This is a genomic window from Microbacterium sp. NRRL B-14842 (assembly GCF_050470785.1).
In genome coordinates, this window is the sequence record NZ_JBFLUM010000001.1 from 625,717 (window position 1) to 638,040 (window position 12,324).

Annotated in this window: 14 protein-coding genes; 11 read left to right on the forward strand and 3 right to left on the reverse strand. The window is 71.0% G+C overall.

Annotated elements, in window-relative coordinates:
- Positions 1-56 precede the first annotated feature (56 nt).
- From AB1285_RS03165 to AB1285_RS03175, 3 genes are all read left to right on the forward strand, one after another.
- Positions 57-347, forward strand: a complete 291-nt coding sequence (locus tag AB1285_RS03165; protein WP_187662090.1) for a hypothetical protein — start codon at positions 57-59, stop codon at positions 345-347.
- Positions 348-497: 150 nt separating this feature from the next.
- Positions 498-1,100 carry an FABP family protein gene (locus tag AB1285_RS03170; protein WP_187662089.1) on the forward strand — a complete coding sequence of 201 codons (603 nt, stop codon included), beginning with the start codon at positions 498-500 and terminating at the stop codon, positions 1,098-1,100.
- A gap of 12 nt (positions 1,101-1,112) precedes the next feature.
- Positions 1,113-2,228 (forward strand): YgfZ/GcvT domain-containing protein, encoded by a 1,116-nt coding sequence (locus AB1285_RS03175; protein ID WP_370428400.1) that lies wholly within the window; start codon positions 1,113-1,115, stop codon positions 2,226-2,228.
- Positions 2,229-2,243: 15 nt separating this feature from the next.
- Here the strand turns inward: AB1285_RS03175 and AB1285_RS03180 are convergent, their stop codons facing one another.
- A complete protein-coding gene (locus tag AB1285_RS03180) occupies positions 2,244-3,065 on the reverse strand; it encodes a class I SAM-dependent methyltransferase (protein WP_187662087.1) in 822 nt (273 codons plus the stop codon).
- Between the two features lie 60 nt (positions 3,066-3,125).
- Here AB1285_RS03180 and AB1285_RS03185 point away from each other — a divergent pair, with 60 nt between their 5' ends.
- Positions 3,126-3,875, forward strand: a complete 750-nt coding sequence (locus AB1285_RS03185; protein ID WP_101848551.1) for a phosphoglyceromutase — start codon at positions 3,126-3,128, stop codon at positions 3,873-3,875.
- 81 nt (positions 3,876-3,956) lie between these two features.
- Here AB1285_RS03185 and phoU read toward each other — a convergent pair whose 3' ends face one another.
- Complete coding sequence (phoU, locus tag AB1285_RS03190) at positions 3,957-4,655, reverse strand: phosphate signaling complex protein PhoU (protein ID WP_187662086.1); 699 nt, start codon at positions 4,653-4,655, stop codon at positions 3,957-3,959.
- Between the two features lie 215 nt (positions 4,656-4,870).
- On the opposite strand from phoU, the gene AB1285_RS03195 reads away from it, so the two are divergent.
- Positions 4,871-6,094, forward strand: coding sequence for a sensor histidine kinase (locus AB1285_RS03195; protein ID WP_268776745.1), 1,224 nt, complete (start codon positions 4,871-4,873; stop codon positions 6,092-6,094).
- Entirely contained in the window at positions 6,091-6,774 is a 684-nt protein-coding gene (locus tag AB1285_RS03200; RefSeq protein ID WP_071328841.1) for a response regulator transcription factor, read from the forward strand. Before AB1285_RS03195 ends, AB1285_RS03200 begins: the two co-directional genes overlap by 4 nt.
- 58 nt (positions 6,775-6,832) lie before the next feature.
- Here AB1285_RS03200 and AB1285_RS03205 read toward each other — a convergent pair whose 3' ends face one another.
- Positions 6,833-7,303 (reverse strand): DNA modification methylase, encoded by a 471-nt coding sequence (locus AB1285_RS03205; protein WP_187662084.1) that lies wholly within the window; start codon positions 7,301-7,303, stop codon positions 6,833-6,835.
- 134 nt (positions 7,304-7,437) lie between these two features.
- Here AB1285_RS03205 and AB1285_RS03210 point away from each other — a divergent pair, with 134 nt between their 5' ends.
- The 5 genes from AB1285_RS03210 to AB1285_RS03230 all read left to right on the forward strand — a co-directional run bounded on the left by AB1285_RS03210 (position 7,438) and on the right by AB1285_RS03230 (position 12,306).
- Positions 7,438-7,920, forward strand: a complete 483-nt coding sequence (locus AB1285_RS03210; protein WP_045255828.1) for a CarD family transcriptional regulator — start codon at positions 7,438-7,440, stop codon at positions 7,918-7,920.
- A gap of 68 nt (positions 7,921-7,988) precedes the next feature.
- A complete protein-coding gene (ispD, locus tag AB1285_RS03215) occupies positions 7,989-9,236 on the forward strand; it encodes a 2-C-methyl-D-erythritol 4-phosphate cytidylyltransferase (RefSeq protein ID WP_259951409.1) in 1,248 nt (415 codons plus the stop codon).
- A 9-nt stretch (positions 9,237-9,245) separates the two neighbouring features.
- A complete protein-coding gene (gene cysS, locus AB1285_RS03220; RefSeq protein WP_259951410.1) occupies positions 9,246-10,652 on the forward strand; it encodes a cysteine--tRNA ligase in 1,407 nt (468 codons plus the stop codon).
- Positions 10,645-11,649 carry a 23S rRNA (guanosine(2251)-2'-O)-methyltransferase RlmB gene (gene rlmB / locus AB1285_RS03225; protein ID WP_187662081.1) on the forward strand — a complete coding sequence of 335 codons (1,005 nt, stop codon included), beginning with the start codon at positions 10,645-10,647 and terminating at the stop codon, positions 11,647-11,649. Before cysS ends, rlmB begins: the two co-directional genes overlap by 8 nt.
- 15 nt (positions 11,650-11,664) lie before the next feature.
- On the forward strand, positions 11,665-12,306 hold the full coding sequence (locus AB1285_RS03230) for an NAD(P)-dependent oxidoreductase (protein ID WP_259951411.1): 642 nt from the start codon (positions 11,665-11,667) through the stop codon (positions 12,304-12,306).
- Positions 12,307-12,324 lie beyond the last annotated feature (18 nt).

The window sequence follows — 12,324 nt, forward strand, 5'->3', positions numbered from 1 at the left end:
GGGGGATCGACGCCGTGCCGCCATGATAGCGGCCGCCGATGCGCAAGAATGGTGACATGTCAGAACCGGCTCTCGCGCCCCGCAACGCCTTCACCGGCGTGATCGCGGTCTGGGCGACCGCGTTCGTCGGCAGCATCGTCATCGGGATCTTCGCTCCGGAGGAGTGGCGGATCCCCTGGATGCTCGTGGGCTTCGGTGCGGTCGTGCTCCTCTCCTTCGCGGTGCAGCTCTGGTACGGCCGCACGCAGGGCTTCATCTTCCGCGTCGCGAGCAGCGTGACGGGCTCCCTGCTGCTGATGGGGATCATCTCCGTCGGCTTCGGCCTGGCCGCCCTCATCCCTGCCTGAGCCGGATCGCCGGGGGTAAGGTGGAGGTCATGGACATCATGGCGCTCGAAATCTTCTTCATCGGCCTGCTGGGCCTGGCGAGCCTCGCGATCGTGTTCGTCTCGGCCGTGGTGCTGCGCAACCTCTTCCGCGGCCAGCGCTGACGACATCGTGATCGAGCTCCCCACAGACCTCCCCGCCGACCTCGCCCCGCTGGCGTGGTTGATCGGCGTGTGGGAGGGCTCCGGGGTGATCGACTACCCCGTCGGGGAGGAGCGGCTGCAGGGGGAGTTCACCCATCGCGTGAGCTTCAGCCATGACGGCGGACCGTTCCTCAACTACGCGGCGACCGCCACGTTCGTCGGCGATGAAGCCGCACCCGCCGTCCCGCTGACCGCCGAGTCCGGATTCTGGCGACTGGCGCGACCGGCTGCGGCGACCGATGCAGGTCCCGCCCTGCTCCCGCCGACGGCGACGCCCGTGACCCGCACCGTCGACGACGTCGAGACGCTGCGATCGCCCAACGGCGCCTTCCCGCTCGAGGTGTCGCTGGCCCGCTCGGACGGCATGCTCGAGTACTACGTCGGTGAGATCAACGGTCCTCGTGTCGACCTCTCGTCCGACGCCATCGTGCGCGGCGCCGGTGCCAAGGACTACGCCTCCGCCTCGCGGATGTACGGGCTCGTCGACGGGCACCTGCTGTGGGCGTGGGACATCGCGGCCCTCGGCACACCTCTGCGGGCGCACGCCTCGGCGCGTCTCGCCCGCGTCTGAACGGAGCACACCGTGAGCAGCAGCGTCTTCGACGGCGTCCCCGGAGCGATCACGGGTGAGCGCGGGATCGCCCACTTCGGCGACCCCTTCCGCGAGCAGCGGCGTCTCGCAACCGGAACGGCCATCGCGCCCCTCGACGACCGGACGGTCATCGAGGTGTCCGGCCCCGAACGCCTCCCGTGGCTCGACTCCATCACGTCCCAGGCGGTGAGCGGCTTGCGCGCAGGGGAGAGCACCGAGCTCCTCGTGCTCGACCCGCAGGGGCGGGTGGAGCACGCGGCCGGCGTCCTCGACGACGGCATCTCGACCTGGCTCCTCGCGGACGCCGGCGACGCCGAGGGACTCGCGAGGTGGCTGACACGGATGAAGTTCCGCACCCAGGCCACCGTCGAGCTGCGCCCCGACCTCGCGCTGCTCGGATTCGTCGACGGCGGCTCCGCTGCCGACCGCGTGCGCGGCCTCGACGGTGTGCGGGTGTGGGTCGACCCCTGGCAGCGCATCAGCGTGGGCGGCCACCAGTACGCCGCGGTGCCCTCCCACCCCGGGGCGGACCTCGCCTGGCGGATCGGCATCGTGCCCGAGACGGCGGCGCGCGCACTCGCCGCGGACCTCGACCGCGAGGACGTCGCCGGGCTGCTCGCCGCCGAGGCCCTGCGGATCGCCGCCTGGCGTCCGCGCTGGGCAGCCGAGGTCGACGAGCGGTCGTTACCGCACGAGTCGGACTGGCTCCGCAGTGCCGTGCACTTGAACAAGGGCTGCTACCGCGGCCAGGAGACGGTCGCGAAGGTGCACAACCTCGGGCATCCGCCGCGGCGTCTCGCACTGCTCCAGCTCGACGGCAGCGACGCCGTGCTTCCGGAACCCGGTGCTCCGGTGTTCGCGGGTGATGACGAGGTCGGGCACATCACCTCCTCCGCGCGGCATCACGAGGACGGGCCGATCGCCCTCGCTCTCCTGTCCCGCCGCGCCCCCGTCGGCGACCTCGTCGTCCGCGCCGAAGGGATCGACATCGCCGCGTCCCAGCAGATCATCGTGCCAGCGGACGCGGGCGCCACCGCGGATGTGCCGCGACTGACGCGGCTGTCCCGCCGTCCCACAGCGCCGGATCCCCGCGACGCCGGAGTCTGAGCTGACGGGCGCCGGTCAGGCCGGTGCCACCGCCTCCCACGGCAGGGTGAGCTCTCCCAGTCGCCAGCGGCTCCGTCCGCCCTGCACGGGCCAGCCCTGCGCGCGCAGTGCGGCCACCGCGGCGAGGAAGCGCTGCGTGGCTCCGAAGGTCGACAGGGGAGCGGCGCGCTCCCACTCCCGGTCCAGGTCGACGAGCAGTGCGTGGATGCGCTCGCCGGGGACGTTGCGATGGATGAGGGCCTTGGGCAGCCGCTCCGCGACGATGCTCGGGACCTCGAGTCCGCGGAGGCGAAGGGAGATGGAGAAACGGAGGGGAGCGCCGACGGGATCGACATCCACCCAGCTCGCGACGCGCCCGATCTCGTCGCAGGTCCCCTCCACCAGCAGTCCTTCCGGCGAGAGGCGGTGCGCCATCGTCCGCCAGGCGCCCGCGACCTCGGCTTCGTCGTACTGCCGCAGGACGTTCATCGCCCGGATGACGGCGGGGCGCCGGCCGTCAGGGAGCGGCACCTCGAATCCGCCGCGGGCGAAGGAGACGCGGAGGTCGGCGGGGAATGGAGTCCGGCCGGCTCGGACCTCGCCGAGCTGCTGCTCTGCGGTGGACACCCGCTCCGGATCGAGTTCCAGACCGCGCACCTCCGCGTCCGGCCGCACTCGTCGCAGTCGTGCGGCCAGCTCGAACGCGGTCACCCCGCTCGCCCCGAACCCGAGGTCGACGACGAGCGGGTCCGCGGCGCGACGGAAGGCGGGGGAGGCGGCGATCCACCGGTCGTTCCGACGCAGCCGGTTCGTCCCGGTCGTGCCGCGGGTCGGCCGACCGAGGGGAGATGACGCCATGCGTCCATCCTCCCTCCTCCGCCGCTGCGCCCGCTCCGCGCCCCCGGATAAACTGGCGACATGACTGCGAAGCGCACCCTGATCCTGCTCCGCCACGGCCAGAGCGAGTGGAACGAACTGAACCTCTTCACCGGCTGGGTGGACGTCCGCCTGACCGAGCAGGGCAAGGGCGAGGCCCGTCGCGGCGGTGAGCTGCTCGCCGAGTCAGGCATCCTGCCCGACGTGCTGCACACGTCGCTGCTGAGCCGGGCCATCCAGACCGCCGACATCGCGCTGGATGCGGCCGACCGGCTGTGGATCCCGGTGAAGCGGTCGTGGCGCCTCAACGAGCGTCACTACGGCGCTCTGCAGGGCAAGGACAAGGCACAGACCCTCGAGGAGTTCGGCCCGGAGCAGTTCCAGCTGTGGCGCCGCTCGTTCGACGTCCCGCCGCCCCCGCTGGACGACGCGAGCGAGTTCAGCCAGGTGGGCGACGCCCGCTACGAGGGCATCGACGGCGAGGTGCCGCGCACGGAATCGCTCAAGCTCGTCATCGACCGCCTCCTGCCGTACTGGGACGCGGAGATCGTCCCCGACCTCGAAGCCGGCAAGACCGTGCTCGTGACGGCACACGGCAACTCGCTGCGCGGCCTCGTCAAGCACCTCGAGGGGATCAGCGACGACGACATCGCCGGCCTGAACATTCCGACCGGCATCCCGCTCGTGTACGAGCTCGACGAGAACAACGCGCCGACCGGTCCCGGCCGCTACCTCGACCCGGAGGCCGCCGCCGCCGGTGCCGCGGCCGTGGCCGCCCAGGGCAAGAAGTAACCGAGACCCCGGTTTCACGTCGAGACCCCCTGCTGCAGTCGCCTGCAGCAGGGGGTCTCGGCGGTAAGGCGGGGTTTCGGGTCAGGCGTGACCGAGCTGCTCCTGCTGCTCCACCGCGAGGGCGATGTCCTCCTCCTCGACGTGCCAGTCACCCGTCGCGAGGTAGACGACCTTCTTGGCGACGGCGACCGCGTGGTCCGCGAACCGCTCGTGGTACCGGCTGGCGAGCGTCGCGTCGACCGTGGCGACGGCCTCGCCCTTCCAGTTGTCGCTGAGCACCTTCTCGAAGACGCTGGCGTGCAGCTCGTCGACGTCGTCATCGGCGTTGCGGATGGCGTCCGCGAACTTGAGGTCCTGCGTGCGCAGGAGCTCGGCGAGCGTGCGGGAGATCTCCACGTCCAGCTCGCCCATCTTCACGAAGGTGCCCTTGAGGCCCTTCGGGATCGCGCGCTCCGGGAACCGCAGCCGCGCGAGCTGGGCGATGTGCTCGGACATGTCGCCCATCCGCTCCAGGGACGCGCTGACGCGGAGCGCCGTGACGACGATGCGGAGGTCGCGCGCAACCGGCTGCTGCCGGGCGAGGATCTCGATGGCCTGCTCGTCCAGCGCGACCGCGAGCTCGTCGATCTTGGCGTCGTCGGCGATGACCTCCTCGGCCAGCGCGACGTCGCTCGTGGCGAAGGCGCGGGTGGCCTTGTCGATGGAGACCGTCACGAGCTCGGCGATCTCGACGAGGCGGGACTGCAGGTCCTCGAGGGACTGGTGGAAGACTTCGCGCATGGTGGGCGCAACCTTTCGTTCGGATCCCGGCTGACGGTCCAGCGCGGGGCGGCGGGGCGTCCGCATGGGGGAGGACTGCGCGCGCGCAGGCCTGAAGCGATTGTCTGCTCCGAAGGTTAACGAACGGTGCCCAGCGAGTGAATAGTACGTCTCCGCTCCCCGTGATGGCGCGGAAACCCGCCGGATCGACGGTGAACGCGCTCTACGCTGGAGTCATGACCCTGCCGCAGCTCGCGCTGTCCTCCCTCGCCATCGGGTTGGCGATCGGCGTGGGCCTCTCGCTCCTCGTGGTCTGGGCGTACCGCGCCCGAGCGCGGGCGGAGGAGGAGACCTCGATGGTCATCCCGACCGGGATCACCGACGTGCTGCGCAGCATGGACGATGCCGCGTGCGTCGTGGACGTCTCGGGGCTCGTGCTGGCCACCTCCAAGGCCGCGGCGCGTTTCGGGATCGAGGTCGGGTCGACGCTCGACAATCCGGAGCTCCGGCAGCTCGTGCGCGGTGTGCGCTCGACGGGGGAGACGGCGACCGCCTCGATGCGGATCACCCGCGGCGGTCTGAGTCTCGACCCCCGACTCGTGTCGGCCAGGGCGAGCGCGATCGGCACGCGCCTCGTGCTCCTCATCATCCGGGACGTGACTGAGCAGGAGCGCCTCGATCAGATGCGCCGCGACTTCGTGGCCAACACGAGCCACGAGCTGAAGACGCCCGTCGGCGCGGTGAGCCTGCTCGCCGAGGCCATCGAGTCCGCCGCCGACGATCCCGCTCAGGTCCGCGCGTTCGCCTCCCGGATCTCGGCGGAGGCCGGCCGGCTCGGCCAGCTCACCGGGCGCATCATGAGCCTGTCGCGGCTGCAGGCGGAGGACGGGCTGACCGAGGTCGCGCCCGTCTCGATCGACGAGGTCATCGCCTCCTCGATCGAGGCCCATGTCGTGCAGGCGGACTCGGCCGGCGTCGAACTCGCCCGCGGCGGCGACCGCGGCGTGTGGGTCCGCGGCGACGCGCAGATCCTCATCGAGGCCGTCGGCAACCTCATCGCCAACGCGATCGTCTACTCGCCCCGCGGCTCCCGGGTGGGCGTCGGGGTGAAGGCGGACGACGACGTCGTGGAGATCGCCGTGTCCGACCAGGGCATCGGGATCGTCGAGGCCGATCGCGAGCGCATCTTCGAGCGGTTCTACCGTGCCGACGAAGCCCGCTCGCGGCGCACCGGCGGCACCGGCCTCGGGCTGTCCATCGTCAAGCACGCCACTCAGCGGCACGGGGGAGAGGTGCGGCTGTGGTCGCGCCCCGGCCGAGGATCGACGTTCACCATCCGCCTGCCTCGCATCGACGCCCCCGCGAACAGCGGGCAGGGCAAGAAGAGCAAGAAGAAGCGCGCACGCAAGGGCGCCCCCGCGACCGGGGCGACGCGCGTCCGAAACGGAGAGACCGCATGACCCGCATCCTTCTCGTCGAAGACGAGCCCGACCTCGCCGACCCCCTCGCCTACCTGCTGCGCCGGGAGGGCTACGAGGTCGAGATCGCCGAGGACGGTCCCGGTGCGCTGACGGCGTTCCGGGAGCGCGGCGCCGACATCGTGCTGCTCGATCTCATGCTGCCGGGGATGCCGGGGACCGAGGTGTGCCGTCAGATCCGTTCGACGTCCGCCGTGCCGATCATCATGCTGACCGCCAAGGACTCCGAGGTCGACATCGTGGTCGGGCTCGAGCTCGGCGCCGACGACTACATCACCAAGCCCTACTCGTCGCGGGAGCTCCTCGCCCGGATGCGGGCGGTGCTGCGACGCGTCGTGCAGGCCGAGGGAGAGTTGGACGAACGGGTGCTGGAGGGCGGGCGCGTCTCGCTCGACATCGATCGGCACACGGTGTCGGTCGCCGGCGAGCAGATCAACATGCCGCTGAAGGAGTTCGAGCTTCTGGAGGTGCTGATGCGCAACTCCGGTCGGGTGCTCACGCGCGGCCAGCTCATCGACCGCGTCTGGGGGAGCGACTACTTCGGCGACACCAAGACGCTCGACGTCCACATCAAGCGCATCCGCTCGCGGATCGAGGAGAACCCCAGCGAGCCGGTGATGCTCGTGACCGTCCGCGGCCTGGGATATCGCTTCGAGGGCTGACGACAGATAGAAGAGGCCGGCACCCGCGGGTGCCGGCCTCTTCTATCTGTCTGCGGACTCAGTCCTGCGGAGCGAGGTCCGAGTAGTACGGCAGCGTGCCGTCGAGGACCGGGATCTCGGTCGTCACACCGGCGGAGTCGCCGGACTGGAAGTGCATCGCGACGGTCGCGCCGGGCATCGTGTCGAGGCCGGTGATCTCCACGGGCTCCTCGTCGGCGCCGAAGCTGATCCTTCCGCCGGCAGGGACGGTGATCTGGAAGGGGTCGCCGCCCTCCAGCGAGACCGTGAGGGTGGCGCGGTCCTGCGACGGGTTGACCACGGCGCCGACGAAGTTGCCGACCGAGCCGTCCTCGTTCGCGATGATCAGGGCGTTGCGCACGGCGATGGGGCCGTCCTGATCGGAGACGTTCACGCCGTCGGAGGCGGCGTATTCGGTCTTCGTCGCCTGAGGGGTGATGAACGTGCACCCGGTCGCGCCGAGCAGAACGAGGGCGCTGATGGCGGCAGACGCGACAAGGCGCGATTTCACGGGTCCTCCTGAGGTCCGACGGGATATCCCTCCCCATTCTATGGGTAAGTCCGGAGCGCGCAGGGAACAGGGAGCGCGAACCTTAGCGCATATCCCCTGTGGTATCCTTGAGGTTGCCGAAAGGACATGTTTTTATGCTTTTTGAGGTTGGCGAGACCGTCGTCTATCCGCACCATGGCGCTGCGACCATCATCGAGGTCAAGGAGCGCATCATCAAGGGCGAGGCGAAGAAGTACCTGAAGCTCAACGTCACGCAGGGTGATCTCATCATCGAGGTCCCGGCTGAGAACGTCGACCTCGTCGGCGTTCGCGACGTGATCGGCAAGGAGGGCCTCGACCACGTGTTCGAGGTGCTGCGCGCGCCGTTCACGGAGGAGCCCACCAACTGGTCGCGCCGATACAAGGCGAACCTGGAGAAGCTCGCGTCCGGCGATGTCATCAAGGTGAGCGAGGTCGTGCGCGACCTCTGGCGCCGTGACCAGGACCGCGGCCTGTCCGCGGGTGAGAAGCGGATGCTGGCCAAGGCCCGGCAGATCCTCATCTCCGAGCTGGCGCTGGCCGAGAAGATCGATGAGGACAAGGCGGGCGCACTGCTCGACGAGGTCCTCGCGTCCTGAGACGTCCTCCACGAAAGGCGGGTGCTGCGGCACCCGCCTTTCGTCGTTCCCGCGGGTAACGTGAAGCTGTGAGCATCCTCCCCGTCCCGCACACCGCGATCATCGTCGTCGCCGCCGGCTCCGGCACCCGTCTCGAGGCGGGGGCACCCAAGGCCTTCGTCGGCATCGACGGGCGCACGATCCTGCGGCATGCCCTCGACGGTGTCTTCGCGGCGGCCCCGATGCAGGTCGTGGTGGTCGCCCCGTCGGGCTACGAAGGTGACGCGCAGACGGAGCTGCTGGCGGCTGCCGGCGATCGCGCCGACCTGGGCCGCGTGGTCACGGGAGGAGCGACGCGGCAGGAGTCCGTCGCCGCCGGACTCGCGGCCCTGTGGGGAGACATCACGACGGTGCTCGTGCACGATGCCGCCCGCGCCCTCACGCCGCCTACCGTCATCGATGCCGTGGCGGCGGCCGTGGTCGGCGACGCCGGAGCGGTGCCGAGTCTGCCCGTGGTCGACACGCTCAAGCGGGTGGCCGACGGCCTCGTCGTCGGCGCCGTGGATCGCGCGGAGCTCGCGGCCGCGCAGACGCCGCAGGGATTCCCGCGCCGATTGCTGGAAGCGGCGTACGCGGAGGCGACAGCCCAGGGCGCCGAGTACACGGATGACGCCGCGCTCTTCGCCGCAGCCGGGAATGCGGTGCGGCTGGTGCCCGGCTCGGAGCGTTCGTTCAAGATCACCACCCCCGCCGACCTCGAGCGCGCGCGCCTCCTCGTGGCGACGACTCCGGGGGCGCCCTCCGCGGCGGCGCGGCCGTCGGCGGTCGTGGTCGACGCTCCCCGCGTGGGGATCGGCACGGACGTGCATGCCTTCGGCGGCGACGGGGCGCTGTGGCTGGCGGGGCTGGAATGGCCGGGGGAGCCCGCGCTCTCCGGGCACTCCGACGGCGACGCCGTCGCCCACGCCATCGTCGACGCGCTGCTCGGGGCTGCAGGGCTCGGCGACATCGGGCAGCACTTCGGCACGGCCCATCCGGAGTACGCGGGGGCTCACGCGGACGTCTTCCTCTCCCGCACCGGGGAGCTCCTGGCGGAGGCGGGGTTCGCGATCGGCAACGTGTCCGTCCAGTTCCAGGGCAACCGTCCGCGATTCAGCGGACGCCGCGGGGAGGCCGAGGCGGCGCTGTCGGCGGCGCTCGGGGGCGCCCCGGTGACGGTCACGGCCACGACGACGGACGGTCTCGGGTTCCCCGGGCGGGGCGAGGGGATCGCGGTCACGGCCGTCGCCGTCGTCATCCCCCGACCGGAGCGGGGTCTCCCAGCGCCCGCCGAGTAGGCTTGAGCGGTGACTCTCCGCCTCTACGACACCCGCGCACAGCTGCTGCGCGACTTCGTGCCTCTCGATCCCGAGAACATCACGATGTACGTCTGCGGACCCACGGTGCAGTCCGGACCGCACATCGGTCACGTCAGAGCTGCTCTGAGCTTCGATCTCCTTCGCCGCTGGCTGACATACCGCCACGGGCGCGTGACCTTCGTGCGCAACGTCACGGACATCGACGACAAGGTCCTCGCGAACGCCTCGGAGTCCGAGCCGTGGTGGGCGCTCGCCTACCGGATGGAGCAGGAGTTCGCCGCCGCCTACGCCGGCATCGGCATCCTCCCGCCCACTTACGAACCGCGTGCGACGGCCTCCGTGCCGCAGATGCAGGAGCTCATCGCGCTGCTCATCGACCGAGGCCACGCGTACCCCGCTCCCGATGGCTCGGGAGACGTGTACTTCGACGTGCGCTCCTGGCCGTCCTACGGCGACCTCACCCACCAGTCCGTGGACGCGATGGAAGCCGCGCAGGACGCCGACCCGCGCGGCAAGCGCAACCCGCAGGACTTCGCCCTCTGGAAGGGCGCCAAGGCCGACGAGCCCGCCGACGCGACGTGGGCGTCGCCATGGGGTGCCGGGCGCCCCGGCTGGCACATCGAGTGCTCGGCCATGGCGAAGCGGTACCTCGGTGCGGAGTTCGACATCCACGGCGGGGGACTGGACCTGCGGTTCCCGCATCACGAGAACGAGCTCGCGCAGTCGAGTGCAGCGGGCGACGGCTTCGCCCGGTACTGGGTGCACAACGGCCTCGTGACCGTCGACGGACAGAAGATGTCGAAGTCGCTCGGCAACTTCACGCTCGCGCGGGACGTGCTCGCTGAGCGGGACCCGCTCGTCGTGCGCTACGCCCTCGCGGCGGCGCACTACCGATCGAGCCTCGACCTCTCGGAATCCTCCTGGGCGGAAGCGGAGGCGGCGCTCGGCCGCATCCGCTCCTTCCTGGAGCGGGCGCTCCGCGCGGCCGGCGACGGGATCGGCGCCGATGACGCGCAGAGCCTGCCCTCGGCGTTCATCGATGCGATGGACGACGACCTGGGTGTGCCGCAGGCGCTGGCCGTCGTGCACGAGAGCGTGCGGGCCGGGAACTCGGCTCTGGACGCGGGCGACACCGCAGCGGCCCTGGACGCGGCGCGGGCGGTGCTCGGCATGACCGGTGTGCTCGGCCTCGTCGAGGACGCGGGCTCCCGTAAGGCCGGGGATGCGCAGGCAGCGGCGCTCGACGCGCTGGTGCAGGAGATGATCGCGCAGCGCGCCACCGCGCGCGCGGAGAAGGACTGGGCGGCGGCGGATCGCATCCGAGACGCGATCGCCGCCGCAGGAATCACGCTGGAGGACACTCCGGCCGGAACTCATTGGAGTATCGATGGCTAAGCCAGGGCGCCCCGGCGCGAGCAAGGGAAACAAGAAGGGCCCCACCAAGGGCACGGGAGGTCTCGGGCGCAAGGCGCTCGAGGGGCGTGGCCCGACGCCGAAGGCGGAGGACCGCGCGTGGCACCCCGCCGGTAAGCGCAAGGCCGCGGCCGAGCGCTTCGCCGCGGCCGGGGGCAAGGGCAAGCCCGGCGGGCGTCCGGCCTCCGGGGGCAACCCGAACCGCACCGCCAGGTCGAAGGACAACACCACCGACACCGAGACGGTCACCGGCCGCAACTCGGTGCTCGAGGCGCTGCGGGCGAAGATCCCGGCGACCGCGATGTACATCGCGCAGCGTGTCGAGATGGACGACCGGGTCAAGGAGATGCTGTCGATCGCGACCCACCGCGACATCCCGGTGCTCGAGGTCACCCGCCAGGAGCTCGACCGCATGGCCGGCTTCGACGGCGTGCACCAGGGCGTGGCGCTCAAGGTGCCGCCGTACGAGTACGCCCACCCGCAGGACCTGCTGGAGGAGGTCATCGACCGCGGCGAGACGCCGCTGTTCGTCGCCCTCGACGGCATCACGGACCCCCGCAACCTCGGCGCGATCATCCGCTCGACGGCGGCGTTCGGCGGCCACGGCATCATCCTGCCGCAGCGTCGTTCCGCCGGTGTGAACTCCGCGGCGTGGAAGACGAGTGCGGGCGCGGCGGCACGCATCCCGGTCGCCCTGGCATCGAACCTCACGACGCAGCTCAAGGAGTTCAAGAAGCAGGGCGTCTTCGTGCTCGGGCTCGACGGCGACGGCGACGTGTCGCTGCCGGCGCTGGAGCTGGCGGACCGTCCCGTCGTCATCGTCGTGGGCTCGGAGGGCAAGGGCCTGTCCCGCCTCGTGACCGAGACCTGCGACCAGATCGTCTCCATCCCCATCTCCGCGGCGACCGAGTCGCTGAACGCGGGCATCGCGGCCTCGGTCGCGCTGTACCAGGTCGCGACCGTCCGCGCCGCGGACTGACCGAGAGGAACACGCATGGCCCGCATCATCGTCCTGGGAGGAACCGGCTACGCCGGACGCCACATCGTCGCGGAGGCGGTGAGCCGTGACCACGCGGTCGTCGCCATCTCGCGCTCGACACCCGCGGATCCGGTCGCGGGTGCGGCCTACGTGCAGGGGTCCGCACTCGACCCCGCGACGCTGACCGAGGCATTCGCGGGAGCGGACGCCGTGGTCTCCGCGCTCTCGCCGCGCGGTGACATGGAGGACCGCGTCCTCGAGGCGCTGACGAACGTGGTCGCGCTGCTCGACGGCACCGAGACGCGGCTCGGCGTCGTGGGCGGCGCGGGCGGCAGCCTCGTCGCGCCGGGCGGTCCCCGTCTGTTCGATCAGGGCTTCCCGGAGGAGTACAAGCACGAGGCGCAGGTCGGCATCGACTCGCTGGCGCTCCTGGAGCGCACGGCCGAGAGCCTGGACTGGTTCTTCGTGCACCCGGCCGAGGTCTTCGGACCGTGGGCCGAGGGGGAGCGCACCGGTCGCTATCGGGACGGCGGTGACGTGCTCGTCCGCGATGAGGACGGCAAGTCCTACATCTCCGGGGCGGACTTCGCCGTCGCGATCGTCGACGAGATCGAGCAGGGCAACCACCACCGCGAGCGGTTCACCGTCGGCTACTGACGCCGTCCGGAACCGGAG

Coding starts and splice junctions, on each gene's coding strand:
- AB1285_RS03165 (WP_187662090.1), top strand. CDS start 57: ATGTCAGAACCGGCTCTCGCGCCCCGCAACGCCTTCACCGGCGTGATC.
- AB1285_RS03180 (WP_187662087.1), bottom strand. CDS start 3,065: ATGGCGTCATCTCCCCTCGGTCGGCCGACCCGCGGCACGACCGGGACG.
- AB1285_RS03185 (WP_101848551.1), top strand. CDS start 3,126: ATGACTGCGAAGCGCACCCTGATCCTGCTCCGCCACGGCCAGAGCGAG.
- phoU (WP_187662086.1), bottom strand. CDS start 4,655: ATGCGCGAAGTCTTCCACCAGTCCCTCGAGGACCTGCAGTCCCGCCTC.
- AB1285_RS03195 (WP_268776745.1), top strand. CDS start 4,871: ATGACCCTGCCGCAGCTCGCGCTGTCCTCCCTCGCCATCGGGTTGGCG.
- AB1285_RS03200 (WP_071328841.1), top strand. CDS start 6,091: ATGACCCGCATCCTTCTCGTCGAAGACGAGCCCGACCTCGCCGACCCC.
- AB1285_RS03210 (WP_045255828.1), top strand. CDS start 7,438: ATGCTTTTTGAGGTTGGCGAGACCGTCGTCTATCCGCACCATGGCGCT.
- rlmB (WP_187662081.1), top strand. CDS start 10,645: ATGGCTAAGCCAGGGCGCCCCGGCGCGAGCAAGGGAAACAAGAAGGGC.
- AB1285_RS03230 (WP_259951411.1), top strand. CDS start 11,665: ATGGCCCGCATCATCGTCCTGGGAGGAACCGGCTACGCCGGACGCCAC.